The organism is Pedobacter sp. UYP24, assembly GCF_054057295.1.
This window is the reverse complement of record NZ_JBSRZD010000001.1, coordinates 260,804-287,433: the sequence shown is the minus strand read 5'-3', so window position 1 is coordinate 287,433 and position 26,630 is coordinate 260,804. Positions and strand designations below refer to the sequence as shown.

At 38.1% G+C, this 26,630-nt stretch carries 20 protein-coding genes and 3 tRNA genes; 13 read left to right on the top strand and 10 right to left on the bottom strand.

What is annotated here, in order from left to right; all coding sequences use genetic code 11:
• Positions 1–31: 31 nt before the first annotated feature.
• The gene (locus ACVWYN_RS01325) at positions 32–742 is read left to right on the top strand and encodes an SAM-dependent methyltransferase (RefSeq protein ID WP_457287013.1); all 711 of its coding nucleotides are present in this window, start codon (positions 32–34) and stop codon (positions 740–742) included.
• On the opposite strand, the gene nadD is transcribed toward ACVWYN_RS01325, so the two are convergent.
• Genes nadD through ACVWYN_RS01310 form a run of 3 tightly spaced genes read right to left on the bottom strand, consistent with a single transcriptional unit; the run spans position 739 to position 2,781 of the window.
• The gene (gene nadD, locus ACVWYN_RS01320) at positions 739–1,311 is read right to left on the bottom strand and encodes a nicotinate (nicotinamide) nucleotide adenylyltransferase (RefSeq protein WP_457287012.1); all 573 of its coding nucleotides are present in this window, start codon (positions 1,309–1,311) and stop codon (positions 739–741) included. The two genes, ACVWYN_RS01325 and nadD, sit on opposite strands and share 4 nt — an antisense overlap.
• 5 nt (positions 1,312–1,316) lie before the next feature.
• Positions 1,317–1,889, bottom strand: a complete 573-nt coding sequence (gene gmk, locus ACVWYN_RS01315) for a guanylate kinase (RefSeq protein WP_457287011.1) — start codon at positions 1,887–1,889, stop codon at positions 1,317–1,319.
• A 28-nt stretch (positions 1,890–1,917) separates the two neighbouring features.
• Complete coding sequence (locus ACVWYN_RS01310) at positions 1,918–2,781, bottom strand: YicC/YloC family endoribonuclease (RefSeq protein ID WP_457287650.1); 864 nt, start codon at positions 2,779–2,781, stop codon at positions 1,918–1,920.
• 148 nt (positions 2,782–2,929) lie between these two features.
• Here ACVWYN_RS01310 and ACVWYN_RS01305 point away from each other — a divergent pair, with 148 nt between their 5' ends.
• Complete coding sequence (locus ACVWYN_RS01305; protein WP_457287010.1) at positions 2,930–3,604, top strand: hypothetical protein; 675 nt, start codon at positions 2,930–2,932, stop codon at positions 3,602–3,604.
• Position 3,605: 1 nt separating this feature from the next.
• Here the strand turns inward: ACVWYN_RS01305 and rnc are convergent, their stop codons facing one another.
• From rnc to ACVWYN_RS01290, 3 genes are read right to left on the bottom strand one after another with little or no spacing between them, the layout of a single operon-like run.
• Positions 3,606–4,334, bottom strand: a complete 729-nt coding sequence (gene rnc, locus ACVWYN_RS01300) for a ribonuclease III (RefSeq protein ID WP_457287009.1) — start codon at positions 4,332–4,334, stop codon at positions 3,606–3,608.
• Positions 4,335–4,352: 18 nt separating this feature from the next.
• Positions 4,353–5,606: a beta-ketoacyl-ACP synthase II gene (fabF, locus tag ACVWYN_RS01295; RefSeq protein WP_457287008.1), complete on the bottom strand. Its 1,254-nt coding sequence runs from the start codon at positions 5,604–5,606 to the stop codon at positions 4,353–4,355.
• Between the two features lie 28 nt (positions 5,607–5,634).
• On the bottom strand, positions 5,635–5,871 hold the full coding sequence (locus tag ACVWYN_RS01290; protein ID WP_008508386.1) for an acyl carrier protein: 237 nt from the start codon (positions 5,869–5,871) through the stop codon (positions 5,635–5,637).
• Positions 5,872–6,029: 158 nt separating this feature from the next.
• Between ACVWYN_RS01290 and ACVWYN_RS01285 the strand changes: the two genes are divergently transcribed.
• The 3 genes from ACVWYN_RS01285 to ACVWYN_RS01275 all read left to right on the top strand — a co-directional run bounded on the left by ACVWYN_RS01285 (position 6,030) and on the right by ACVWYN_RS01275 (position 8,069).
• Positions 6,030–6,449 carry an IPExxxVDY family protein gene (locus ACVWYN_RS01285; RefSeq protein ID WP_457287007.1) on the top strand — a complete coding sequence of 140 codons (420 nt, stop codon included), beginning with the start codon at positions 6,030–6,032 and terminating at the stop codon, positions 6,447–6,449.
• 74 nt (positions 6,450–6,523) lie between these two features.
• Positions 6,524–7,954, top strand: coding sequence for a pyruvate kinase (gene pyk, locus ACVWYN_RS01280; protein ID WP_457287006.1), 1,431 nt, complete (start codon positions 6,524–6,526; stop codon positions 7,952–7,954).
• A gap of 27 nt (positions 7,955–7,981) precedes the next feature.
• Positions 7,982–8,069: transfer RNA gene (locus ACVWYN_RS01275), tRNA-Ser, on the top strand.
• 504 nt (positions 8,070–8,573) lie between these two features.
• Here the strand turns inward: ACVWYN_RS01275 and ACVWYN_RS01270 are convergent.
• Positions 8,574–8,750 carry a histone H1 gene (locus ACVWYN_RS01270; RefSeq protein WP_457287005.1) on the bottom strand — a complete coding sequence of 59 codons (177 nt, stop codon included), beginning with the start codon at positions 8,748–8,750 and terminating at the stop codon, positions 8,574–8,576.
• Between the two features lie 445 nt (positions 8,751–9,195).
• Here ACVWYN_RS01270 and ACVWYN_RS01265 point away from each other — a divergent pair, with 445 nt between their 5' ends.
• From ACVWYN_RS01265 to ACVWYN_RS01240, 6 genes are all read left to right on the top strand, one after another.
• Entirely contained in the window at positions 9,196–9,804 is a 609-nt protein-coding gene (locus ACVWYN_RS01265; RefSeq protein WP_457287004.1) for a porin family protein, read from the top strand.
• A 253-nt stretch (positions 9,805–10,057) separates the two neighbouring features.
• A complete protein-coding gene (locus ACVWYN_RS01260) occupies positions 10,058–11,764 on the top strand; it encodes a glycoside hydrolase family 3 protein (protein ID WP_457287003.1) in 1,707 nt (568 codons plus the stop codon).
• 20 nt (positions 11,765–11,784) lie between these two features.
• A complete protein-coding gene (locus ACVWYN_RS01255; protein WP_457287002.1) occupies positions 11,785–15,009 on the top strand; it encodes a UvrD-helicase domain-containing protein in 3,225 nt (1,074 codons plus the stop codon).
• Positions 15,006–17,864 (top strand): PD-(D/E)XK nuclease family protein, encoded by a 2,859-nt coding sequence (locus ACVWYN_RS01250; protein WP_457287001.1) that lies wholly within the window; start codon positions 15,006–15,008, stop codon positions 17,862–17,864. The genes ACVWYN_RS01255 and ACVWYN_RS01250 overlap by 4 nt, the downstream gene beginning before the upstream one ends.
• A gap of 81 nt (positions 17,865–17,945) precedes the next feature.
• Positions 17,946–18,932: a pyruvate dehydrogenase complex E1 component subunit beta gene (locus ACVWYN_RS01245; RefSeq protein WP_457287000.1), complete on the top strand. Its 987-nt coding sequence runs from the start codon at positions 17,946–17,948 to the stop codon at positions 18,930–18,932.
• Between the two features lie 110 nt (positions 18,933–19,042).
• Positions 19,043–21,361, top strand: a complete 2,319-nt coding sequence (locus tag ACVWYN_RS01240) for a Tex family protein (protein ID WP_457286999.1) — start codon at positions 19,043–19,045, stop codon at positions 21,359–21,361.
• 29 nt (positions 21,362–21,390) lie between these two features.
• Here the strand turns inward: ACVWYN_RS01240 and ACVWYN_RS01235 are convergent, their stop codons facing one another.
• Positions 21,391–21,864 (bottom strand): Lrp/AsnC ligand binding domain-containing protein, encoded by a 474-nt coding sequence (locus ACVWYN_RS01235; protein WP_457287649.1) that lies wholly within the window; start codon positions 21,862–21,864, stop codon positions 21,391–21,393.
• 152 nt (positions 21,865–22,016) lie between these two features.
• Here ACVWYN_RS01235 and ACVWYN_RS01230 point away from each other — a divergent pair.
• Positions 22,017–22,123 (top strand) — tRNA-Asp (locus tag ACVWYN_RS01230).
• Between the two features lie 46 nt (positions 22,124–22,169).
• Positions 22,170–22,314 (top strand) — tRNA-Asp (locus ACVWYN_RS01225).
• Positions 22,315–22,384: 70 nt separating this feature from the next.
• Here the strand turns inward: ACVWYN_RS01225 and ACVWYN_RS01220 are convergent.
• The gene (locus ACVWYN_RS01220; protein WP_457286998.1) at positions 22,385–23,692 is read right to left on the bottom strand and encodes an amidohydrolase family protein; all 1,308 of its coding nucleotides are present in this window, start codon (positions 23,690–23,692) and stop codon (positions 22,385–22,387) included.
• Positions 23,685–26,441, bottom strand: a complete 2,757-nt coding sequence (locus ACVWYN_RS01215; RefSeq protein ID WP_457286997.1) for an amidohydrolase family protein — start codon at positions 26,439–26,441, stop codon at positions 23,685–23,687. Before ACVWYN_RS01215 ends, ACVWYN_RS01220 begins: the two co-directional genes overlap by 8 nt.
• Between the last annotated feature and the right edge of the window lie 189 nt (positions 26,442–26,630).

The window sequence follows — 26,630 nt, the reverse complement described above, 5'->3', positions numbered from 1 at the left end:
TTTACAATAATTCTATCACTTAAAATAATTTATGGAAAAAGGTACACTTTTTTTGATTCCTGTCCCTCTGGCGGAAAATGCTGCAAATAAATCTTTTACAGCTTATTTGGGAGATACTATCAATTTTTTGACCACCTACATTGTGGAAAATGAGAAAACGGCCCGAAAATTTTTAAAAGAGGCAGGTATAAAAACACCACAGGCAGACCTGATCATTCATGATTATGGAAAACATAAAAGAAATGATTCCATGGTTCCTTACTTTAAAGAGCTGATGACGGGCAAGGATGTCGGGTTGATGAGTGAGGCCGGATGTCCGGGTGTTGCAGATCCAGGAGCAGAGGTGGTATCTGAAGCGCATAAGAGAGGAATAAAGGTTGTTCCATTGGTTGGGCCAAGCTCCCTACTATTGGCATTAATGGCATCAGGTTTCAATGGGCAGAGTTTTACTTTTCATGGATATTTACCTATTGATAAAGTGGAGCGCGTGAAGCGGATTAAGGAATTGGAGCAACTGGCGCAACAAAATAAACAAACGCAAATGTTTATTGAAACACCCTTTAGAAACAACCACATGTTTGAAGATATTTTAAAGAACACCGCTGCGCAAACTTTATTATGTGTAGCCAGCAATATTACCGGCGAAGATGAGTACATTAAAACAATGTCTATTGGACAATGGAGACAGGAAAGAATTGACCTGCATAAAAAACCAACTATCTTCTTATTGTATCGCAGTTAGCGGTACATCCCCTTGCTATCGATAAAGTTTAGCACAGGATCAGGCACGAAATATTGCACGTTCTTTCCCTCAGCAATAGCCTTCCTTATAAAGGTTGAAGAAATATCCATTTGAGGGGTGTCTGTAATGGTCACTGCAGGGTGGTTAAGCCACTCTGCCAAATCTACATTGGGCCTCTGATAAACAAATATCTCATAGTTGGCCAATAACACCTCGTAGTTTTTCCACTTTTTAAAAGAAGAAAGATTATCAGCCCCCATTATCAAAGCAAATTTTCTGGTGGGGTATTTTTCGTTGAGATAAGTAAGTGTATCTATTGTGTAAGAGGGTTGAGGAAGACTAAACTCAATATCGCTCACCTTAATTTGCTTTGCATTTTCAGTAGCTAGTTTGGCCATTTCTAAACGGTCGTACATATTGGCCAAACCATTTTTATTCTTTAGTGGATTATGTGGAGATACAACCAACCAGACCTCATCCAGTCCGCTAAAACCAGCCATATAATTAGCAATCACCAAATGCCCAGTGTGAATGGGATTAAACGACCCGAAAAATAACCCGGTCTTCATTGAAACTATGAGTTGCCTAAAAATTTACCGATCAGTTCTTCGGCCTCTTTACATGCTGTACTTAGGTCATTGTTTTTAAGTATGACATCAAATTTGTCGGCATATTCCAATTCCTTTTCTGCTTTTACAAAGCGTTCTTGAAGCTTTTCTGGACTATCTGTGCCACGACCGCTTAAACGTTCTTTCAAAACATCTAGTGAAGGGGGCTGCACAAAAATTGCAAGCGCATCCTGTTCGTATTTACGTTTTAGACGTAGGCCTCCTTCAACATCAATATCAAATATGACCTGTTTATCGTCATTCCAAATCCTTTCAATTTCAGATCTTAGCGTGCCATAGAAAGTGCCGTTATAAACTTCCTCAAATTCTACGAATTCCTGGCGTGCAACACGGTGAAGAAAATCTTCTTTCGTAATGAAATAATAATCTTTTTCATTTTGCTCGTCGCCCCTGGACTCACGTGTTGTTGCAGAAATGGAAAAACTTAAGTTAGGGAATTTCTTAAGCAAATGCTTTACTATAGTTGTTTTGCCTGCTCCAGAAGGTGCTGAAAATATGATGAGTTTACCTTGTTTCATTTAATTTGTTTGATTCTCAAGCAATAGCTTAAAGAACGTTTAATAGTTGTTCCTTAATTTTCTCCAGCTCTTCCTTCATGCCAACAACAAGTTGTTGTATCTGAGCATCGTTTGCTTTGGCGCCCATGGTATTAATCTCTCTGCCAATTTCCTGTGAGATGAAACCAAGTTTCTTGCCATTTGCATCTTTACTTTTGAGAGTTTCAACAAAATAATCACAATGACTCTTCAATCTTATCTTTTCTTCTGTAATATCAAGTTTGTCGATGTAGTAGATCAATTCCTGCTCCAGACGGTTCTGATCTATGTTAAGCTTCCCTACATTTTCTTCCAGAAATTGATTCAGTCTGTTTTTTATAGAGGGAATGCGAAGTGGTTCAAGTACTTCAACTTCAGAGAAAAATTGAAGAATGTTTTTTATCCTTAACTCAAGATCCTTTTTTAACACCATTCCTTCTGCAGCTCTAAACTGATTAAAATTAGCTAAAGCATTGTTAAAAGTGTTATTCAGTATTTCCCAGTCGCCCTCATTAATTTCCTCTTCTGCATAGCTGATTACTTCAGGAAAATTAAGTACAGCCTGCAACAGGTTGGTTGAGTCTGCTCCAAGACTCTGATTAATTTCTTGTAGTTGTTTGTAGTATTTACTTAACAGTTTAGCATTAATGGTGGCTCCTTTTAAATTCTCTTCGCCACGGTCAACATTAATGGCTACGCTAACTTTTCCGCGTTCAATGTCTTTACTGCAAATGTTGCGCAACAGCAATTCTTTTTCTGAAAATGCTCTAGGCATTTTTAGATTGAGCTCTAAGAACTTGCTATTTAAGGACTTGATCTCTACCGAAAATTTTGCGTTTTCGTGATCAGTTAAGGCAAGGCCATACCCTGTCATTGATTTTATCATGTGCAAAGATATAATTTATTGCGTTTTCAAAACCATTTAACTTTTTTTAACTTATTCTATTGGCAAACATTGCCTAAGTTTACCTAATTATTTATAACTGATGATAATTAATCGCCTATATTTTTTATTGAGTTTCATGGCATTTTTCAATCTGGCAACACCGCTTTTCGCTCAGCAAGAATTTCAGTTAAAGGGTGCAATACTTGAGTTGGGTACGACAAATAGAGTTGTTGCGGCTCAGGTTTATAATAAACGAACTACATTTACCTCTACTACAAATCCCTTGGGTCTTTTTGAAATCAAAGCTGCAGTTGGAGATACCCTCTTTATTTATGCAAATGAGTTTTCTGACTCCAGTATTGTTGTAACATCTTCAATGAATTTGTTGATTAAGTTAAAGCGGGGCACTATGTTGAAAGAAGTTAAAATTATTGAGCAGTCTAAAAAGCAGGAGCTTACCGATATGAAGCAGGAATACCGGAATAAGGGTTCCTTCTATTCAGGAAAACCTCCATTGCTGTCCTTTTTTTTTAAGCCCCTTACAGCGCTTTATGAGACTTTTGGCCGCACACCAAAAAATGCCAGAAGGTTCGGGAAATATTACCAAACTGAAATGCAGCAAACATTAATTGATGGTTTTTTTAACGAAACAATCATTCAGGAGAATACGGACCTGAAAGGAAGTGAGCTGGAGGATTTTATGATCAATTATCGCCCTAAATTTGAGAAGGCACAATATTGGGCGAGGTATGATGCCATTAAATACATAAAGGAATCATATAAAACTTTTAAACAAAACCCAAAGAAATAAATTAGATAGATAATGCTTCGCATGCTTTTTCGGCAGCAAGCTTTTCTGCGTTCTTCTTGTTATAGTCACGACCTACACCATAACTTTCCCCCTCTACAACTGCATTAATAGTAAATAGTTTAGTGCTTTCGCCTTCTCCATTTTGAACCATATCAAAGGAAATATCCTTACCATGATGTTGGCACCATTCAATCAACTTACTCTTAAAATTAGTTTCTGTTAATTCCAATGTATGAATATCTATATAGGGTTTTACAATTCTTTTAAGCAAGAAATCTTTTGTAAAATTATACCCTTTATCCATATATATTGCTCCTATTAATGCTTCAAACGCATCACCTAGCATAGAATGGTGCTTGGTCTGTACATTTACTGTCTTTTGATCAAAAACAATAAGCTGATCAAATCCCATTTTTCTGGCAAGTTGATTTAAGTTGGCTCGGTTAACGATTTTTGAGCGCATCTCTGTTAAAAAACCTTCCTCTTTGTACGGATAGCTTTTGAAAAGCAGCTCTGCTATTACTGATCCTAAAATTGCATCACCAAGAAATTCCAATCTTTCGTTACTACTTCGGCTACCGTTTTTTAGAATTTTTGCCACAGACCGGTGTCTGAACGCCATTTTGTATAAAACGGTATTTCCCGGCACGAAGCCTAAAATATTATTCAACTTTTTTATAAATTCTTTGTCTGACGACAAATAAAGTTTATACAGGTCAAGTATTGACATTAATTGAAATAAGGACTGTTACTCTTCGTATTTTTTAAAAATCACAGAAGCATTATGGCCACCAAAGCCAAAGGTGTTGCTTAATGCAGCACGGATAGGACGTTTTTGTGACGTATTGAATGTGAAATTTAATTTTGGATCAAAATCTGGGTCGTCAGTAAAATGGTTAATTGTAGGAGGTACAATGTCATTTTTTACTGCAAGTATAGAAGCAATTGCTTCTATGGCCCCAGCAGCTCCTAATAAATGGCCCGTCATTGATTTTGTTGAACTGATGTTTAGTTTGTAGGCATCTTCGCCAAAAAGATCAACAATCGCTCTTGTTTCAGATATATCACCCAAAGGGGTAGAAGTACCATGAACATTAATGTAATCGATGTCTGCAGTAGTCAATCCAGCATCTCTAAGTGCATTGGTCATCACCATTCTAGCACCTAAACCTTGGGGATGAGGCGCCGTTATATGATTTGCATCAGCACTCATACCACCACCAACTAGTTCTGCATAAATTTTTGCTCCACGTTTTTTTGCATGTTCCAGTTCTTCAAGAATGATAGTCCCTGCACCTTCCCCTGCAACAAAACCATCGCGGTCTTTATCAAAAGGTCTGGATGCTGTTGACGCATCGTCATTTCTTGTAGAAAGCGCATGCATGGCGTTAAAACCACCTATCCCAGCTTCGTTTATTACAGCTTCAGACCCACCACTAACAATCACATCACACATATTAAGACGAATGTAATTATAAGCATCAATCATTGCGTTGGTAGAGGAAGCACAAGCAGAAACTGTGGCGAAATTGGGCCCGCGTAAACCATATTTTATAGAAATATGGCCCGGAACAATATCAATAATCACTTTAGGAATAAAGAATGGATTAATGCGTGGCGTACCGTCACCCAGAAAAAAGTTCTTCATTTCATCCTGAAAAGTTTTAAAACCGCCAATACCGGAGCCCCATATGACACCAATTCTATTGGTGTCCAATTCTGAGAAATTGAAGTTGCCGTCTTTAACAGCTTCTTCTGTTGCTACTAAGGCATATTGAACAAATGGATCTAATTTGCGGGCTTCTTTTTTATCCAAAAAGTCTTCGGGATTGAAGTTTTTAAGCTCACATGCAAATTTAGTCTTGAACTTTGAAGTGTCAAAACCAGTAATAGGACCAGCTCCGCTCACCCCATTTAACAAACTGTCCCAAAATTTTGGGACAGTATTGCCAATAGGAGTGAGCGCACCTAATCCAGTAACTACAACTCTTTTTAATTCCATTTATGCGGATTATACGGAGACCGTATTTTTACTTAACGTTTTTTTCCAGGTAAGCAATTGCTTGACCAACTGTACCAATGGTCTCAGCCTGATCATCAGGGATTGCTACATTGAATTCTTTTTCAAACTCCATAATAAGTTCTACTGTATCTAAAGAATCCGCACCCAAGTCGTTAGTGAAAGAAGCTTCCGGTGTAACTTCGCTTTCGTCCACACCTAATTTTTCAACGATAATAGCCTTAACTCTTGAAGCAATATCAGACATAATGATTATAATTTAATGGTTAAATAATTCAGTGCAAAGAAAAATAAATTCTAACACATTTCAAATGTTTTTATTTCTCAATCAATTTTAATGTTTTTATTTCGAACAATAAAGTAAAATTAGTTTTATAATTTCGTATTCCAGTAATATATTCTGAATTGAACAAAACTTATTTAAAACTATCGTTAGATCTTGATTTTACATTAATTGCCATAACTGCATCTCTTAAAGATTATGTTCTTTGTCACAAAATCAATACCTATCTAAACTTCAATTTTCAAAAAATAGAAGACCATGAGGTATATTTTAATATTGATGAAGACCCTTTATCTTTTTCTAAATACTACTTTTTTGTTGAGCAAGGTGAGATCGAATATTATCTGATAAACAACAGAAATGCAGAAGGGTTTTTAATACCAGAAATGAATAAGGTAGATTTTTTCATGGTCATACATCAATATATAGACAAGGAAGATCTAAATTATATACTTAGCGGACTTAATAAACTAGCTGATATACAGGTTGCTGCGCAGATAGATCCAAAGCGTTTAAAGTCTTGTGAAAACTTGGTAATGTAAATTTTATATTGTTGGTGTATTAAATACACTATATTTGAAGTTAGAATATCTGACAAAATTATATTAATAAACTAATGAAACCATTTCATTCAAGAACAAAAATCGTAGCCACCTTAGGTCCTGCATCAGCCAAACCTGAAGTTTTATATAGTATGTTTAACGCCGGACTTGACGTTTGTCGTTTAAATTTCTCTCACGGATCTCAAGCAGATCACCAGGCCGTGTTAGATACCATTAGGGGATTGAATGAGAAATACGGCTACAATGTTGGTATCCTTGCGGATCTTCAAGGGCCAAAAATTCGCATAGGTATGGTTCAAGATGGCGGTATAAATTTAGTGAATGGAAGCAAAACTATCATAACGACACAAAAATGTATTGGTAACGAAGAGCGTATTTACATCACCTATGATACCTTTCCACAAGACGTAAAAGCAGGTGAAATTATCCTTTTAGATGATGGTAAGCTTCAAATGCGTGTTTTGGAGACCAATTTTAAAGACGAGGTAGTTTGTGAAGTAGTTCATGGTGGTATTCTTACTTCCAGAAAAGGGGTTAATCTTCCTAATACCAAAGTATCCATTCCTTCGTTAACACCAGAGGACAGAGAAAATCTTGATTTTGTACTTGATAATGACGTAGAGTGGATTGGACTTTCATTTGTTCGTAACGCAGAAGATATTACCGAATTAAAAGACATCATTGCTGCAAGAGGTAAGACAGCAAGAGTTATTGCAAAAATTGAAAAACCTGAAGCTATTGCAAATATTGATGCAATTATTGCTGTATCGGATGGGGTAATGGTTGCACGTGGAGATCTTGGAGTAGAAATGCCAATGGAAGAAGTTCCATTGCTTCAAAAAATGATCGTTCAAAAATGCCGTGCTGCATCTAAACCTGTTATTGTGGCTACTCAAATGTTGGAGAGCATGATTACCACACCAAGACCAACACGTGCTGAAGTAAATGACGTGGCCAACTCTGTTTTGGATGGCGCTGATGCGGTGATGTTAAGTGGTGAGACCTCCGTTGGTGAGTTTCCGCTTATCGTAATTGAAACCATGCAAAAGATCATTCAAAATATAGAACACAATAATTACCCTTTTCATCCTGAAAAATTCCTTAAGCCTAAGGCTGACACATTTTTAAGTGATGCGGTTTGTGATTCTGCTTGCTTTTTATCCAAGCAAACCAATGCTGTAGGTATTGTGTCGCTAACCGTTAGTGGTTACACTGCATTCGAGATTTCGAGCCACAGACCCAAAGCGCTTACCTATATCTTTACCAGTAATAAGAGTTTGCTAAATAGCCTAAGCCTTATTTGGGGAGTACAAGGTTTTTATTATGACAAATTTGAAAGTACTGATGAAACCATTTTGGATGTTAATAATCTTCTTAAGGAATACAAATTGGTTAAAAAGGGCGATGTAATTATCAATACGGCAGCTATACCAATGGAGCAAAAAGGTAAAACGAATATGCTTAAGGTTACGGTTATCGATTAATTTAGCTACTTTTGCAATCCTTCAAAAGGAGAGTTGTCCGAGTGGTTTAAGGAGCACGCCTGGAAAGTGTGTATACCTCAAAAGGGTATCGAGAGTTCGAATCTCTCACTCTCCGCAACTATTATAGTTAAATTGCCTTCTGCATAACGTAGGAGGCTTTTTTATGTCTTATGGTTAACAGGTGGTATATTTTAGTGGTGCAATTAGTTAGCCTTCCAGTTAAGAAGTATTTTGGCACGCTAAGAGGCTGTTATTTGTATGGATGTTACCTGGCTTCGTATATTTTATATTCGTTTAAGATACATTAATGGTTGTCTCAAGGTATTTTAGATATACCAAGGATGACGAACGGATATCCAACCGATATCTAATGGATATCCGACGTACGAACCCGTGCCGAAGCCAGGTACTACCAGGCCGAAGGCAGGCCGTCTCCGAAATAAAATCTAAGTAAGAGATTTTGAGGAAATAGATTTTAATAAAGTTTCTTCTATATTGAAGAAAGTAGCCGTTAATGGGTTTTCTTAACTCTCACTCTCTGCCAAGTAAATATATAAAATAGAAGGGCTGTCTTGAATTCCAAGACAGCCCTTCTATTTTTCCTAAACAATCGTATTAATTATTTGGAGTTCTTTTTTTCTGTGATTTCTTTACGGATCTCAGTTGCTAAGTTTTTTAAATCCTGCATACCTTTACGTACGCGGGTACCTGCAGCACCATTGCCGCCAGTGTAAAATTTTTCTGCATCTTTTTGGATTGAATCCACAAGATCTTTCACTTTTTGAAAATTGTCCATACGTTTTTTCTAAGTTATGAGTTTATATTTGATTGGTTTTGCGGAGTGAATATATTAAAAATATATTTAATACCTTTTAATTCGATAATTATTTATCTCATCATCATTTAATTAACCATTTTCGTGCCTTTTAAAGGGTCAAAGTAAACGCCGATAATATAACTATGCGAAAAATATTGTATTCAATAGTAATCCCATTCCAAAATCGACTAACTATTTCCTTTTACCTTCCAGGAATTTTATGATTTTAGATTTGTCATTAACTATTATAGAATTCAATATGTATTTAATTTGATACATTTTAATTTCTACAACGCAATTTGAAATACTTTAAATGTAGCTCTAAAATAGTACCCAGGGTTATTTAAAACCCTTTTTTTGCTGTTTATTTTTTAAGGTTTAAAATTATGGCACATTTCTTTCATTGTGTAAAAAAATGAAACACATGAAAAAAATAATTATTTTAGCAATTGGTTTATTCGCGGCAACAGCTGCAAGTGCACAAGTAAGGTTAGGTGTAAAAGCAGGATTGAATCTTCCTGATATTATTAAGGGTAACGGTAAAAATAACTTTGATACCAAAATTAACCCTGGTTTTAATGCTGGTGTAACGGTAGATATCCCATTGATTAAGGGTTTGGCTTTTACACCAGAACTTTTATACGCTACTAAAGGTTACAAAGCCACAAATGCAATTGGTAAGTTTACACAGACCACCAGTTTTATTGACATTCCACTTTTGGCAAGTATTAACCTTGGTGGAAGCGGTTTAAATTTAGTGGTTGGTCCGCAAGTTTCTTTTTTAACTAAAACCAAAAACAAGTTTGAAAATGGTTTTACAGTAGCAGAGCAGACAATCATTGAGAATGACTCAGATCGTTTCAAGAAAAGTTTACTTGGGGGCTTGATCGGTTTCCGTTATGATATTAATAGCCAGTTTGATATCCATGGGCGTTATGCATTGGATTTCCAAAAAAACAATGAAGATGGTACTTCAGAAACTCCAGAATACAGGAATCAAGTATTTTCTGTTGGTGTAGGTGTTAAATTTTAATCAGATTTAAATATAATTAAAAGGCCGCAGATCAAGCGGCCTTTTTTATGAATGAACGGATTCAAATTTAACTACTAAAACAAAATGAATAGCATAGCGACAGGCCCTTCCATAAGGCGAAGGATGATAAAAAATAGCAAGGTATAACTATTTGTATGATGGAAACATCAGTTTGATGAGCCGCCTGTAGCAACAGGCGGCTTTTCTTTGGCTTGGTTTTTAGCTAACTTTGAATATATTTTAAAACTTTTTAATGACAATTAAGCACTACCTTATCTTACCATTTTTATTTGCAACCGTTTTATGTAATGGTCAGATAAAAACCACTTCCTACATAAAGGCACTTTCAGAACCAAACCAATGGGTTGATTCTGTTTTTAAAAGACTTAGCAAAAGACAAAAAATTGCGCAATTGTTCTTTGTAAGGGCACATACAAATTTAGGTCGGGCATATGAAGATTCCGTTGGAAACGTAATTAGAAAAGAGCACTTGGGTGGGGTAGTCTTTTTTCAGGGCGGGCCAGGTAGGCAGGCTATTCTGACAAATAAATACCAAGCCATTACTAAGGTGCCCCTTTTAATATCTTCAGATGGCGAATGGGGATTAGGTATGCGCTTAGACAGTGCAGTTTCCTATCCTTATCAAATGGCATTAGGTGCGGTGCAAAATAAAGAGTTGATTTATAAGATGGGATTGGAGGTAGCTAAAGATTACCATAGGGTAGGTATTCAGCTTAATTTGGCACCTGATGTGGACATAAATAATAATGCTAAAAATCCGGTGATCAATTACCGTTCTTTTGGGGAAGATAAAAATAATGTAGCCAACAAGGCTGCTGCTTATATGAAGGGCATGCAGGATGGAGGATTATTGGTGAGTCTTAAACACTTTCCTGGCCATGGTGATACGGATGTGGATTCGCATTATGATTTACCACAGTTAAAATTTAGTAAGGCCAGATTGGACAGCCTGGAGATTTATCCTTTTCGTGAACTAATCAGGGCAGATGCCGCTGGCGTTATGATCGCGCATATGAATATTCCCGCTTTAGACAATTCTCCTAATATGCCATCTACTTTATCAAAACCTATTGTTACGGGAATATTGAAGGGTGAGCTTGGATTTAAAGGGCTGATTATTTCAGATGCGATGGGTATGAAAGGTGTGGTTAAGTATTTTAAAGATGGAGAAGCAGATGTAATGGCCGTAATTGCAGGTAATGATATCCTGGAGCTTTCTGAAAACAGTGGGAGGGCCATAAAATTGGTAGCAAAGGCAATTAGACAAAAACGGCTCACCATGGCACGTATTGATGAAAGTGTGAAGAAAATCCTAACTGCAAAATATTGGGCAGGATTAGATAAACGCGATACTATAGTAACGCAAAATGTGGTACAGGATGTGACAAGGCCAGAGAGTTTAGCTTTACTTAAGCAACTTGCTGATGCTTCTATGACTGTCTTACGGGGTAAAGAGTCTATGCAAAGGCTGGTAAAAGAAAAGAGGACAGCGATTATTAGTATTGGCACATCTGGGATCACTACTTTTCAGCGTAGCTTGGGTGCTTATTACAATAGTTCTGTTTTTTATTCACTAGATAAAAATGCGACAGCTAATGATATTGCGAAGGTATTGGCTGGTATTCCAGATTTTGAGCAAGTTATTATTGGTATACATGATACACGAACCCGGCCGGGAAACGGAATGGTACTCAGTCCTGATCTAAAAATGATGATCAGAGATATGGCTAAAAAAGAGGCTTCATTTGTTCTCTTCGCCAATCCTTATAATTTGGCTTCACTGCCTGGTTTAGAAAATAGCAAAGGACTTATCGTAGCTTATCAAAAGGAAGATTTTATGCAGCAAGCTGCGGCGTCTGTATTGAAAAATCAAATCATAGCTACTGGTAAATTACCGGTTTCTGTGAATGGTTTTTTTAAATATGGTGACGGAGAGTAAGTATTTTGTAGCTTTACTGTATGCCTCAAAAGCCCCTTAAAATCTTACAAGCATCTGCAGGATCTGGCAAAACGTTCAGTTTAACCGCTCATTACCTTATTATTCTTCTTTCTGGTGAAAATAAATACAGGGAAATTCTAGCAGTAACTTTTACAAATAAGGCTACCGAGGAAATGAAGAGTAGGATTTTGGAAGTATTGGAAGGCTTAGCAAAAGGTGATGATTCAAAAAAGATAGAGGACTATAGAGTTTTAGTATTAAAAGCCCATCCATCATTGAGCGAACGAGATTTGCAATTGAAAGCTGACCGCATCTACCGTAAAATACTGCACGATTATAGCCGTTTTTCTGTTAGTACAATTGATGGGTTTGTGCAAAAGGTAATTAGGGGCTTTGCTTTTGAGCTGGGCCTTAATGCGGACTATAGTTTAGAAATGAACTATAATAAAGTAAAAGATGATCTGGTATGTAAGCTGGATGAGGCGCTTGACCATAACAAACAGCTTTTACAATGGGTAATAGATCTGGCCATTGAAAGGATTGGTGATAACAAGAGCTGGAATTACAAAATAGAGTTATACAGCCTGATTGGAGAAATATTTACAGAGCGGTTTCAGGTATTCGAATCGGCAGTAGCGCAATTAGGTGCTGAAAATATAGACGAACTTTTCAAGAACTATACTGAGGTTACCCTGGAGGAGATAAGTAATTTCGAAAATCATATTGTTACGCTTGCAACACGCATTCATCATATATTAGCTCAATATGAGGTAAAAACAGATATGCTAAAAGGAAAATCCCGTAGCGGGTTGGCCAAGGTTATCTTAATTGCAAGAGGCGACCTTTCTAAAGCAGAAGCTTTATTTAATTACATAGACGAACCGGAGGAATGGTTTCAAAAAAACAGCTATATAGATGGAGTTTATCAGGAAATAAACCCACTACTAAAGGAAATTAAGTCCCATTACCTGGCTTACCTACCTCAATATAGCTTAGCTGTTGCTTTTAATAAAAACCTATATTACCTGAGATTGATGCAGGAGATAGCCGTACTCTTAAAGCAATATAGAAGCGAGAATGAAAACTTACTGATCAGTGATGCGCAAAAGCTCATCTCTGAAATAACCAAAGACGCAGGAGATAATCCCTCTTTTATATGGGAGAAAGTTGGTAACCGCTATAGAAACTTCTTGTTCGATGAGTTTCAGGATACATCTACCAGTCAGTGGGGAAGCTTTAAGTCCCTCTTGTCTAACGCTATAGCTACACCTACTGAAAACATGACAGATCACCTAATTGTAGGTGACACGAAGCAATCTATTTACCGTTGGCGGAATGGCGATTGGAATATTTTGCATAAGCACGCTAAGGCAGATATCGGATCGGTAAACATACTGGAAGATAGCTTATCAGAAAATTATCGCAGTGCAGAGAACATCATTACCTTTAATAACTATTTGTATCATATTATTCCGCAGACCTTACAGCAAGAGTTGAATCAGAATATTTCTGGTCGAAGTGAAAGTATTTCGGCTTGGTGGAAGGAGCAAAAGTATGAGCAGATCATCACTAATATTTACGAAGGCGCCAATCAAAACTTTGCTGGTAGTACTGCGAAAGGAGGAACAGTAAAAATTAAAAAGTTTGGCAAGGAGGATGCTCCTAATGAAGCCAGATTTACTGAAACTGTTTTTAGGGATCTTGCCTTAAATGATGTTGTAGAGGAGATTTTTTACCTGAAGGAAGTGTTGCAGTACCCACTAAAAGATATAGCCATACTTGTCAGGTCTAATAGTGAGGCATTGCTTACGGTAAAGAAGTTGATGGAGCAGGATTTGCCGGTATTGTCCGGAGATGCTTTGTTAATTGCAAATAATAAGGCGGTACAGTTGATTATCAATACGCTTCGGATGCTCATCGGGCTGGAGTCGCAAATTGCTTTATATAAGGCCAATTGCATTGCACTTTATCATGGACTACATGATGATGAGGTTGACGCCAATCTTTTTTTGGGTTTAAATACTACTCCCCTTACAGATCTTGAAAAGGCATTACCAAAATCATTGTGTGATAACTGGCAAAGTTGGATACAGTTACCTCTGCCTGAACTTATTGAAATATTAATTGATTGCTATGGCTTAAAAGATCTGGTGGATCACTTGCCTTATTTAATTGCCTTTAGGGACTTATGTGCGCATGCCAATAAGCTTGGAGAGAAGGGTATAATCGCATTTTTAACCTGGTGGGAAGAAGACGGGATGTTAAAGTCGCTCCCTTCCCCAGAGGGAGCCGATGCTATACAAGTGGTTACCATACATAAATCAAAGGGGCTGGCATTTAGGGCTGTCTTTGTTCCTTTCTGCAACTGGGAGGTAAAAGGTAAAGTAAATGCCAATTTTTGGGTCTCATCTGAAGATACAGTTTACAAGGAGTTGCGTGGCATTCCGTTACGCTATAATGAGGCGCTTGCCGATTCTTCAATCGCGAAAGCATATTATGAAGAGTTGCTTTATAACAATATGGATGCCTTAAACATGTTATATGTGGCAACTACACGTTCTAAAGATTATCTCTATCTGGCAACAATGGCTAAAAAGGAAGTGAATAAGCTATCTAACATAGGTGATGTACTAAACCATTGCTTCGAAGATAAATTTGATGGTAATGTATACGAGATAGTGGAGCATGTAAGCGCGACAAGTAAAAAGGAAAACCGGAGCTTAATCTCGCTTAACAGTTACCCAACTACTACCCGATTGGCTGAGCTTTATATTCCTTCTGAAGAAAAACATCTTAAGCATGTGCTCAACATGGAGCGATCTGGTAGGAAGGGGTCCATCTTGCATGATATCCTGGCTAATGCAAGTAATGAAAAGCAGGTGAATCTGGTAATTGACAGCCTTCTTTTAGATGGAATGATCCAGGAAGATGAGCGGGAGAATCTGCGGACATCAGTTTTGAAGGTGCTCGATCATCCAGATTTGAAAAAGATTTTTAATAATGCCAAGGAAAGTATTACCGAGCAAAGTATTATTGATGTTCATGGTAAAACGCATCGGCCAGACCGCCTCTTGATTAATGGTGATGAGATACTCATATTAGATTATAAATTCACTATTGAGGAGAGCGATAAACATATTGATCAGGTTAGGAATTATAAAAATTTGCTGCTGGCAATGGGGCACGTCCACGTAAAGACCTATCTGTTTTATGCCGTTAGTGGAAAGCTAAAGCTAGTATCATGATGAAACCATTTTTACAAGAAGTTGCAGAAGATTTGGTAGAAAGGTTTGGCGATAAGTTACAACATTGTGCCATCGTGTTTAATAATAAAAGGCCGGTTTCTTATATACAGAAGTATTTAGCTAATTGTATTAAAAAGCCTTTTTTTAGCCCCTCTTTTTACACCATCCAAGAGTTTTTTACGGAATCAGCCAACTACAAATTATCGGACTTTTATTTACAGTTCTTTACACTGCATAAGATTTATAATGATTTGCTTAAAGAAGAGCACCTGGATCCAATAAGCAGTTATAAGTTCTTTCCATTGGCGAAGATCATGCTGAGCGACTTCAATCAGATTGATATCGATCTTGTTGATGCTGGCAAATTATACCAGGATCTCGAAGATATTTCTATTATTAATCAGGATTTCGATTACCTCAGTCCGGAGCAGTATCAGTTCTTATCTCAATTCTGGACTTCTTATTCTGAAGGAAAGCATAAAAAGCAACAGGAGCTGTTTATTAAGATGTGGCGGCGAATGCCGAAGCTTTATCATAAGTTTCATGAAGTACTGAAAGAACAGCAATTCATTACCAATGGATCTGTGTATCGGCTTCTGGCAGAATCTAATGTCAATCAGCAGGAATTTATAAAAACATTTGATAAAGGGAAGATTGTTTTTGTAGGTTTTAATGCATTAAGTAATTCTGAAGCAAAAATATTTGCAAGCTTGCAGGAAGCAGGAAAGGCTTTGTTTTACTTTGATGCAGACCCATACTACCTGGAAGATCCATTGCAGGAATCTGGACTCTTTTTAAGAAAGAACATTTACCAGCTCGGTTTGGTGAATGAGTTTGCTGGCCGCCCTGGTTTTATGAAGTCTGTGGACCATCAGGTAGATGTTTTTAAAGTGCAGGGTCAATCGTCACAGGCTAAGATTCTGAATAACATATTAGAACCAGATTACCTGGAGGATAAAGAAATTGGAACAACAGTAGTTGTCCTGGCCGATGAAAGTTTACTGATTCCTACTTTACAGACCATCCCGCAGGAATACCATGGTAAAGAGGTGGCATTGAACGTTACCATGGGATTTGCATTATCTACCTCAAGCATTTTTGGGTTAACCGATCTTTGGCTAAACAGTCAGCTAGAAATATTAAAAAGCAAAAAGGTCTCTTATCAAAATGTTGAAGCATTTTTAACACACCCGCTAACTGGCCTCAGTCAACGAATGCGAGATAAGATTCAAACCGCATTGCTTGTTGAAAATCAGGTTGAAATATCACATGATAGGTTGCTTCGCCAAGGTGGGCTGTTTGAAGTTTTTTATCGTGCTGTTGATGGTCCACAACATGTAGTTTTTAGCTTGCTAAGCGTGCTGGACTTTGTGCTTAACAGGCTTTCCAACGCAAAAACATTAAAAAGAATAGATGCTGAACTGTTTGTAAAAACCATACAAGAGTTAAATAGACTACATGATACTTTTGGGAAACATGTCGATTCAGAAGATATCACTTTTGTGGTTTACCTGGTACAAAAAGCACTCAAGGCTATTGCAGTTCCACTTTCGGGCGATCCGCTGAATGGCATACAAGTGATGGGTTTGCTGGAAACCAGGAATCTAAACTTTGATAAAGTGGTGATACTTGGTTTTAATGAAGGGATCATTCCGAAATCTTCCATTGGAAATAGCTTTATACCAGATAGTATCCGGCGGGTTTACGGGTTGCCAGTTTTGGAGAATTTGGATGCGATTTCTTCCTATATGGTTTACCGGCTGATCCAGCGGGCAAAAAGTATTAATTTAGTGTACAATAGCTTGACAGATGAATCTACATCAGGTGAAGCCAGCCGGATTTTAAAGCAACTCGCCTATGAAAGCGGTTTTAACTTTAATTATCATGAGCTTAGCCTTAACGTAAAAGCTACGCCAGTTAAAGAAGTAAGGATCGAAAAGCAAAGCAACAAGTTTATTAGTGAAACTTTGCAGCTTTACCTGGACAAAAAGAAGCTATTTTCACCTTCGGCATTAACGCAATATATTTCTAATCCGATAGATTTCTTCTTTAACTACATTGCCGGAATAAAAGAACCAAAAGAAGTAAGGGCGGTAGTGGAAGCCAATGAAATTGGCTCAATACTTCATAAAGTGATGGAGTACTTTTATCAAGAGCTAAAAAGTGAAACGATAACTGAAGCGATCATTAAAGCGAGAAGGAAAAAGATTCCAGGCTTAATTGAGCAAGCATTTGCTGCAATCATGTTTAAAAATCCTCAATTCGCTGTTGAGTATAAAGGTATGCAAAAGGTTGTTTTAGCAATAGTAGATGCTTATGTGAATATCATATTAAATCAAGACGAGGTGCAAGCACCATTTAATATCATCAGTCTGGAACAGAAGGTTGAAGCTGAACTTTTCTTTCCATTGAATGGGAAAGAAGTAAGCGTAAAATTATTTGGCTATATAGATCGTGTGGATTTAAAGGATGGGATTACCAGGATCATTGATTATAAGACAGGAAGTGATAAATTGGCATTTAAAGATATTGCAGAGTTGTTTAATTCGGATGGAAAGCACATTAATAAGGCTCTGGTTCAAACTTTGATGTACACCTATGCTTACGAGCAGTTCGCTGGAAAAACCTGTGTAGAGCCTAACGTTTATATCGTGAAAACGATGAGTCAGGATGGAGTATGGTTTAAAACAGGTAAACAAAACCTTAGTGGCGATTTTCTGGAAGAGCTAAAACCACAATTTCTGCAGGAGTTGCGTAAAAAGCTTACTGAGCTTTTTGAAGCACAATACTTTAAACCCAGTATTGTGGAAGACAATTACAAATACTCTATTTATAAGACCTTATTTGGAAAATAAGTTTTAAATGGGATAGATTGATAAAATTGCATATAAAGACAATTTTATCTAAATTTGCTTCAATTAATATTTTCATATATAATGAGAGAGATTCAATTTAGAGAAGCTTTACGTGAAGCCTTAAGCGAAGAAATGCGTAAGAACGAGAACATTTTTTTGATGGGCGAAGAGGTAGCGCAATACAATGGTGCCTATAAAGTTAGCCAGGGTATGCTGGATGAGTTTGGAGATAAACGTATTATTGATACGCCTATCGCTGAGTTGGGTTTTACCGGAATCGGAATTGGAGCTGCAATGAACGGTTTGATCCCTATTATTGAGTTTATGACGTTCAATTTCTCCTTGGTTGCAATAGATCAAATTATTAACGGAGCGGCTAAAATATTATCGATGAGTGGTGGACAGTTTTCTGTTCCTATTGTATTTAGAGGTCCAACAGGTAATGCAGGCCAACTTGGCGCACAACACTCTCAGAATTTTGAGAATTGGTTTGCTAACTGTCCGGGATTAAAGGTAGTTGTTCCTTCTACTCCTTATGAAGCGAAAGGTTTATTAAAGCAATCGATAATAGATCCAGATCCAGTAATTTTTATGGAGTCTGAAGTAATGTATGGTGATAAGGGTGAAGTTCCAGAAGAGGAATATTACTTGCCAATAGGTAAAGCAAATATTGTTAAAGAAGGAAGTGATGTAACGATTGTCACTTTTGGTAAAATGTTAACGCGGGTAGTTAATCCTGCAGTTGAAGAATTAACCAAAGAAGGTATTAACGTAGAAGTAATCGACTTGCGTACAGTGCGTCCTATTGATTATGATACTATCTTAGCATCTGTTAAGAAAACGAATCGCTTGGTCATTGTGGAAGAGGCATGGCCTTTGGCTTCCATCTCATCAGAAATAGCGTTCAATGTTCAAAAGAATGGTTTTGATTACCTGGATGCACCTGTACTTAGGATAACTTGTGCAGACGTACCTTTACCATATGCGCCAACACTTATTGCAGCTAGTTTGCCAAATGCAGAGCGAGTTGTTAAAGCAGTAAAAGAAGTATTATACGTAACAAAGTAAGTATTTACTGAGTATTCGGTAACAAAAATATGATCCCGCTGGTAAAGGCCTGCGGGATTTTTTATTTACTTTTGGCGCCGTTGCGCTTTAAAATCAAATAAGAGATTAAAATGAGTAATTACTCGAGAATTATTGCTGCCGAATTGGGCATAACTGAAAAGCAAGTGGCTGCAACTGTTTTGCTATTGGACGATGGTGCTACGGTTCCGTTTATTTCACGCTACCGTAAAGAAATGACAGGTACGCTTGATGAGGTGCAGGTGGCTGCAGTTCGGGATCGTACGCAACAGCTGCGTGAACTAGATAAGCGGCGCGAAGCGATATTAAAAGCATTGTCCGCGCTTGATAAGCTGACTCCTGAATTGGAGTCGAAGATCAATGCGGCCATCAACATTGCCACAATAGAAGACATTTATCTTCCTTATAAGCCCAAAAGAAAAACTAGAGCATCCGAAGCTAGAAAGAAAGGACTGGAACCATTAGCACTGAAACTTTTAAATCAAGACAATGCTAATCCAGTCGAATTTGCTAAAGATTATATAAATGCAGAGCTGGAGGTCACCTCCGTTGAAAACGCATTGCTTGGTGCAAGAGACATTATCGCAGAGATGATTAATGAGCATGTTGATGCACGGACATCAATGAGAAAATACTTTCAGCAACAAGCCATACTTAAATCTACGCTGATTAAGGGTAAGGATGAAGCAGGAGTCAAGTATAAAGATTATTTCAATTGGGAAGAACCGTTAAAGTCAGTACCTTCTCATCGGTTGTTGGCTATTCGGAGAGCCGAGAATGAGAATGTGCTTAAGGTTGATACCATGCCTGCTGAAGAAGGAGCGATAACTTTGCTTGAAAAGCAATTCATAAAAAATAACAGTGAGAGTTCTAAACAAATAAAACTCGCCATACAGGATAGCTATAAGCGTTTGCTGGGGCCGGCAATGGAAACAGAGATCCGCGGACTTTCAAAAGAAAAGGCAGATGAAGAGGCGATTCGTGTATTTGCTGAAAATGCACGACAACTCCTCTTAGCTGCGCCAATGGGGGAGAAGAATGTGATGGGAATTGATCCTGGTTTCCGTACTGGATGCAAGGTTGTTTGTCTGGATGCTCAAGGTAAATTGCTGGAAAATACAACTGTTTATCCACATAGTGGCAATAGGGCAGCAAAAGATTCAGGAACAATTATTAATAATTTAATTGCCGAATATAAAATTGAAGCAGTCGCTATCGGTAATGGTACAGCAGGAAGAGAGACAGAAGCGTTTTTAAGAGGCCTAGCCATACCTGATGTGCTTATTGTGATGGTGAATGAAAACGGGGCATCTGTCTACTCTGCTTCAGATGTAGCACGTGAAGAATTTCCGAAGCATGACATTACCGTTCGTGGTGCTGTATCTATTGGTAGGAGATTAATGGACCCACTGGCAGAGCTGGTTAAGATTGATCCTAAATCTATTGGTGTTGGACAATACCAGCATGATGTGGATCAAGGTAAGCTGCAAGCTTCTCTTGATGATACGGTAATGAGCTGTGTAAATGCTGTAGGTGTGGAGCTTAATACGGCGTCGAAACAAATATTAGCTTATGTGTCTGGATTAGGTCCGCAGTTGGCACAGAATATTATTAATTACCGCAATGAGCATGGCGCGTTTAAAACGCGCGATAGTTTAAGAAAAGTTCCCAGGCTTGGAGATAAAGCCTTTGAACAAGCTGCAGGATTTTTAAGGATTAGAAATGCAGAGCATGCCCTGGATACTAGTGCCGTACATCCTGAAAGGTATCAATTGGTAAATAAAATGGCCAGGGATTTGAATTGCAGTGTTTCCCAGCTAATGAGGGATGCAGATTTGCGTAAACAAATCAAACTGCAACAATATGTAAATGAAGAGATAGGATTGCCAACTTTGAACGACATACTGGAGGAATTGGCGAAGCCGGGTAGAGACCCGAGGGAACAGTTTGAAGCTTTTAGTTTTACGGAAGGTGTAAATGCAATTTCAGATTTAAAAGTTGGCATGAAGCTTCCTGGAATGGTGACCAACATTACCAATTTTGGTGCTTTTGTTGATATTGGTGTTCACCAGGATGGCCTTGTTCATACCAGTCACCTGTCTAATAAATTCGTTTCCAATGCGGCTGATGTAGTTAAGGTTCATCAGAAAGTTGATGTTACCGTTGTTGAAGTAGATTTAGCACGAAAAAGGATTTCCTTATCTATGAAAACTGAAGTAGCGGCACCAAAACAAAAGCAGGAACAAAAGAAACCTAACGGAGTACCAAAAAATATAAGTAGGGAACCGCGGCCGCAGCAGCATAGGCAGGCTTCAAAGCAGCAAAATCCGAAAGCTCCTCATAAAGAAAAAAAGAATGCAGATGGAGATCTGCAATTGAAGCTGGAGGCATTAAAAAATATGTTTAAATAAAGAATGGGAGGCAATTGACTCCCATTCTTTTATAATTCAATCTGTCTCTTGATGCTTTCTTCTAAGGAGATCAGTGTTTCAGTTCTCTGTATACCTGGAACAGCCTGAATTTCTTCATTTAAAACATGCCTTAGGTGGCTGGTATCCCGACAAATAATTTTGGCAAACATACTGTAAGACCCTGTTGTATAGTGAAGTTCTACTACTTCTTTTATTTTACTCAATTGAGCAACGGCATCTTTATACTGAATCCCTTTTTCAAGGTATATACCTAAAAATGCGCAAATATCGTAACCTGCTTTTTGCGGATCAATGATGAGATGTGAACCTTTTATAATGCCCATTTCATGAAGCTTTTTCATTCTTACGTGAATTGTTCCTCCTGAAACGATTAAATCTTTAGCGATTTCTGTATAAGGTTTTGTAGCATCTAGCATCAATTGTTTCAGGATGTCGATATCCAGGTTATCAATTTCTAAATTTTGGTTTTCTTTTTTAAGCATCATTTTAATATTTGATAACTAATGCCAAATTTAATTATAAATATGATAATAATAAAATAAAATGTTTATAATATTTGCAACATAACGCGGTTGTTGTTACATTTGTATCAAGCAAGTAATAAAAAATAGTTCTTTAACACATGCTTATACTCTGTAGGGTGGTGAAATTGGCAGACGCACCTCCTTGTCTCGGTGGTGGAGAATTGGGAAACCCGTAAGGGCTAACTACTCCTTGAAGGTTCGACTCCTTCCCCTACAGCAAATGAATAGCAGGTTGCTATTTATAATTATTGTTCTTTATATAATGTTGGGTGGTGAAATTGGCAGACACGCCTCCTTGTCTCGGTGGTGGGGACCAATGGATAAACGCAGTTTATGGGTTGACCACAAATTAATTTTTGAACTGTAGCTAACTACCCCTTGAAGGTTCGACTCCTTCCCCAACAGCCAGTTTTTTTATGAATAATAAGTTAGTTAAAATCGAGTGGCCCCGGATAGGGCCACTCTTTTTTTGTGTGTCTTATTTTTTATCAGCATTATATTTATCGCTAAACTTTTTGTCCAGTTGCTTATGCAAGTTATCCAAGTTGATGTCGCGTCCCTGAATAAAAGCTTTCTCTACTTTATTAGTTTTCATATCCAATGCATCACCGGCAGAGATAAAAAATGTAGCGTCCTTTCCAATTTCTAAACTTCCTGTTGTTTTGTCTATACCCAATACTTTAGCGGTATTAAGTGTTATTGTTTGCAAGGCTTTCTCCTTATCCAAACCCCATGCTGCTACAGTTCCTGCCATAAATGGAAGGTTTCTTTGCTGCCAATAGCCATCTATACTTACAACAACTTCAATGCCTGCATTGGCTAAAATACCAGCATTTTTATAAGGCATGTTTACATCATCATCGTTGTTATTTGGCAAAGCATGTGGTTGTTTAACTACAACCGCTATTCCATTTTCTTTTAAGAAAGGAATGATTAGGTAGGCCTCATCACCCCCAACAATAACAGGAGTGATACCATATTTTTTAGCAAACTTAACTGCTGCCATCATGTCTTTTTGAGCATCTGCAGTTATAAAAAGCTTTTCTTTCCCATCAAACAGATGCCGCATAGCCGCAAGTCTAGCATTGGTAACAGCCGGCTTGTCAGTCTCCGAGTAGGCTTTTGCTTCAGCAAATAGCTGATCTAATTCGTTAATAAGGGCTTGTGTGCGCTCTTTAAGTTCATCTTGATTCGTGCCTCCTGCTCTTCCGAAACCTCTAAATACGGGAGTAACCGGCCAGCTCATGTGTTGTGCATCGTCTTTTCTAATGGCGGCATCTTCCCAATTCCAGGCATCTAGCTGCACCACAGATGAGCTTCCTGATATGGTTCCACCTTGAGGGGTAATCTGCGCCATTAAAATTCCGTTGCTTCTTAGTGTAGCTGGAACTTTTGAATCCGTATTATAAGCAACAAGTGAACGAATATGCGGATTAAAGGTGCCAATCTCCTCAAAATCAAGCGTAGCCTTTACTGCCTCAAACTCTGTTAAACCTAAATTTGTAATGGGCGCAATAAATCCAGGGTATACGTGTTTACCATTAGAGGTAATCACATTCACGCCTGTTAGGTCAAATTTTGCAACGGTGGCATCGCCAACCGCAGTTATCTTTCCTTTATCAAACATCAGGTACCCATTTTCGATTACCTGACCGTTACCCAAGTGCAGCTTTGCACCCATTATCGCTATTTTTTTGTCCTGAGCTTTGGCAGGATAGATATTTGCTTGTGCAAAGGCACCGCACCCTAAACCCACTAGTAGCAGTGTATAAATATATTTATTCATGAGCATTTTTCCTTTCTAATTCATTTAATCCTGCAGAATAATCTTCAAGTGTTTCACAGTTATATAAACGCGGCGCTTCTCCAGATGGTCGTTGTGTTTTAACACCACTTTTCTTGCTGTCTAGCATTTTCTGAATCAAGCGGCTGCGTTCCGCTTTTTGATCTTTTCTAACCTGTGCATCTCGGTCTATATCCCAATAGGCAATGCCATCAACAAATGTCTTTTCAGCCCTTGCATAAATTGATAAGGGATTGTCAGACCAAACTACGATGTCTGCATCCTTACCGGCTTTTAAACTACCTACTTTGTTGTCAATATGAAGCATTTTTGCTGGATTAAGCGTTACAAACTTAAAGGCATCCTCTTCAGGCACATCGCCATATAAAACAGCTTTCCCGGCTTCCTGATTTAATCTCCTCGCCATTTCAGCGTCATCAGAGTTAAAAGCAGTAGTAATACCTACGTTATGCATAATCTTGCCATTATAAGGGATGGCTTCTGCGACTTCAATTTTGTAAGCCCACCAATCAGAAAAAGTAGATGCCGCTATACCGTGGGCTTTCATTTTATCAGCAACCTTATAACCCTCCAAAATGTGAGTAAATGTGTTGATCTTAAAGCCAAGGCTATCTGCAACATTCATGAGCATGGCGATCTCCGATTGTACATAAGAGTGGCAGGTGATAAAGCGTTTATTGTCCAGAATTTCAACAATAGCATCCAGCTCTAAGTCCTTGCGTATAGTATTCCCTTTAACAGCCAGCGCAGCTTTGTATTCCTTTGCCCGGGTAAACTCATCTACAAAAGATTGTTCCACACCCATTCTGGTTACCGGGAAGCGCGCACCTGTTCCAAAATTACTTTGCTTAACATTTTCTCCCAATGCAAACTTGATGAAACCATCGGCTCCTGCAAATTTTAATTCCTCAGGTAGTTTACCCCAACGTAATTTGATCAGTTGCGATTGTCCGCCAACGGGGTTTGCTGATCCATGTAGAATGTGAGAAGTAGTTACCCCTCCAGCCAGTTGGCGATAGATATTCACATCCTCAGAATTGATTACATCTGCTATTCTCACCTCGGCGGAAGAAGATTGTGCACCTTCATTAATGCCGCCCGCACCTGCTATGTGTGAGTGCTCATCAATTATTCCTGGCGTAATGTGTTTGCCGGTTGCATCAATAACTTTTGCATTTCCGGCGGACAGGTTTTTACCAACTGCTTTAATCTTACCGTTTTCTATTAATACGTCTGCATTTTGTAAAATGCCGTCTTTCTCATTAGTCCATACGGTTGCATTCTTTAACAGTACAGTTTCCTGGGCTGGTAATTTAGCAGCCCCAAACACAGAAAACGGATAAATCAACTGCCCCATACCAACAGACTTCTTCGTCTCCGGCTTTTTTGCCGATAGCTTATTCAAGCTGTCTTTAACCGTGATTGGGTTATCCGTTCCATCTTTTTTAACCAACATAAAACGTTTGCCTTGTATCCAGTTTTCTTCTATAACAGTAGTCTTTTTAAATAAGCTATCAGATGTAATAATGAAGTTGGCCAGTTTACCTTTTTCGAGCGTTCCTACTTTATCTGAAATCCCGATCATTCCTGCCGGAATTTCCGTAATTGATAACAAGGCTTGTTTTTCTGTTAAACCATTTTCTATCGCTGTGCGGATGTTGGTCCAAAAATCTTTTACATTTTCTAATCCAAAGGCGGTCAAAGCAAACCTGATACCGGTTTTTTCTAAAACCGCAGGATTGGTAGGTGCAAGCTCCCAACCTTTCATTTGTGCAAGCGTAATATTCCTTACTTCAATAGAATCTTCTACATCATAAGCCTTAACAAAATTGATGGGTACAATTAGGCTGGCACCAGTAGCTTTCACGGCATCAATGCGCTGATATTCATCGCCACCAGATTTGATAATGTATTGCTTGCCAAACTCTTTTCCTATTTTATCTGCCCGAAGAACATTTTGCCATCCATCAGCTTCAAATATTTGCGGCATATTTTGCTGATTGTTAAATTCAGCCAAGGAGATGTTGTATTCTTCTTTCTGTTTACCATACCATTGTGCGTCGTAGTAAGTTTGACGTAAAAGGGCGATGGCGCCCATCAAAGAAGTAGGGTAATCATTTTGAGAGCTACCTTTGTTAAATGAATAGTTGGCAGCTGCTTTGGCATTTAGCAATGTGCCATTTTCTTTTTCGTCGCTAAGGGTAACTGCTGCGGATGTACCTCTTGCAATTCCATCTCTGTTAATTGCGTTAACACTTCCAAAACCTGCTTTACGTAGTTCCTCGGCTTTTTTGTTATCAGCTGCAAATACAGTGCTTACTTGAGTCTCTGGTCTGATGGCTTCATTCCAGCCATAAGCACCTTTCTTAGTGGAGGTAAAAATAGATTGACGGCCACCTCCAAAACCGCGACCAGCTGCGGTCGCATTTTCTGGTAGTCCGTAAGAGGTAAAGGCATCAACAAGTGAAGGGTAAACAAATTTCCCTTTAAGATCAATGACTACATATCCTTTTGGTATGGCTGTAGCGGTACCAATGGATTGAATGGTTTGGCCTTTTACTAATAAAGTGCCATTTTTAATGGTTTGATTAACGCTAACTACAATGGTTGCATTTGTAAAGGCAAATAACCCCTGTCTTATATCATAAGAACCATTAACAGGATAAGTTTGCTGAGCAAAAAGTAGTGTAGCAGAAAATACCAAAGCCAGGCCGAGTAGAATTTTCTTCATAAAATTAAGTTAAGTGTCTAAATCTATCATAAAAACATAGTACAATCACTTTTATAACAGGTATTTTACGCGGTTTAGCACAGTAAAGATGATTACTTAAGTAGGAAATTTAAGCCTTTAGCCATGTAATCTTAATTGTTAGCTTTTCAACTAATAAAATATAGGCTTGGCTTATATTTTGAGACTGAA

Excerpts from the sequence above, each read along its gene's own strand:
- ACVWYN_RS01325 (WP_457287013.1), top strand. The coding sequence starts at position 32 with ATGGAAAAAGGTACACTTTTTTTGATTCCTGTCCCTCTGGCGGAAAAT.
- nadD (WP_457287012.1), bottom strand. The coding sequence starts at position 1,311 with ATGAAGACCGGGTTATTTTTCGGGTCGTTTAATCCCATTCACACTGGG.
- gmk (WP_457287011.1), bottom strand. The coding sequence starts at position 1,889 with ATGAAACAAGGTAAACTCATCATATTTTCAGCACCTTCTGGAGCAGGC.
- ACVWYN_RS01310 (WP_457287650.1), bottom strand. The coding sequence starts at position 2,781 with ATGACAGGGTATGGCCTTGCCTTAACTGATCACGAAAACGCAAAATTT.
- ACVWYN_RS01305 (WP_457287010.1), top strand. The coding sequence starts at position 2,930 with ATGGCATTTTTCAATCTGGCAACACCGCTTTTCGCTCAGCAAGAATTT.
- rnc (WP_457287009.1), bottom strand. The coding sequence starts at position 4,334 with ATGTCAATACTTGACCTGTATAAACTTTATTTGTCGTCAGACAAAGAA.
- fabF (WP_457287008.1), bottom strand. The coding sequence starts at position 5,606 with ATGGAATTAAAAAGAGTTGTAGTTACTGGATTAGGTGCGCTCACTCCT.
- ACVWYN_RS01290 (WP_008508386.1), bottom strand. The coding sequence starts at position 5,871 with ATGTCTGATATTGCTTCAAGAGTTAAGGCTATTATCGTTGAAAAATTA.
- pyk (WP_457287006.1), top strand. The coding sequence starts at position 6,524 with ATGAAACCATTTCATTCAAGAACAAAAATCGTAGCCACCTTAGGTCCT.
- ACVWYN_RS01270 (WP_457287005.1), bottom strand. The coding sequence starts at position 8,750 with ATGGACAATTTTCAAAAAGTGAAAGATCTTGTGGATTCAATCCAAAAA.
- ACVWYN_RS01265 (WP_457287004.1), top strand. The coding sequence starts at position 9,196 with ATGAAAAAAATAATTATTTTAGCAATTGGTTTATTCGCGGCAACAGCT.
- ACVWYN_RS01260 (WP_457287003.1), top strand. The coding sequence starts at position 10,058 with ATGACAATTAAGCACTACCTTATCTTACCATTTTTATTTGCAACCGTT.
- ACVWYN_RS01255 (WP_457287002.1), top strand. The coding sequence starts at position 11,785 with ATGCCTCAAAAGCCCCTTAAAATCTTACAAGCATCTGCAGGATCTGGC.
- ACVWYN_RS01250 (WP_457287001.1), top strand. The coding sequence starts at position 15,006 with ATGATGAAACCATTTTTACAAGAAGTTGCAGAAGATTTGGTAGAAAGG.
- ACVWYN_RS01245 (WP_457287000.1), top strand. The coding sequence starts at position 17,946 with ATGAGAGAGATTCAATTTAGAGAAGCTTTACGTGAAGCCTTAAGCGAA.
- ACVWYN_RS01240 (WP_457286999.1), top strand. The coding sequence starts at position 19,043 with ATGAGTAATTACTCGAGAATTATTGCTGCCGAATTGGGCATAACTGAA.
- ACVWYN_RS01235 (WP_457287649.1), bottom strand. The coding sequence starts at position 21,864 with ATGCTTAAAAAAGAAAACCAAAATTTAGAAATTGATAACCTGGATATC.
- ACVWYN_RS01220 (WP_457286998.1), bottom strand. The coding sequence starts at position 23,692 with ATGAATAAATATATTTATACACTGCTACTAGTGGGTTTAGGGTGCGGT.
- ACVWYN_RS01215 (WP_457286997.1), bottom strand. The coding sequence starts at position 26,441 with ATGAAGAAAATTCTACTCGGCCTGGCTTTGGTATTTTCTGCTACACTA.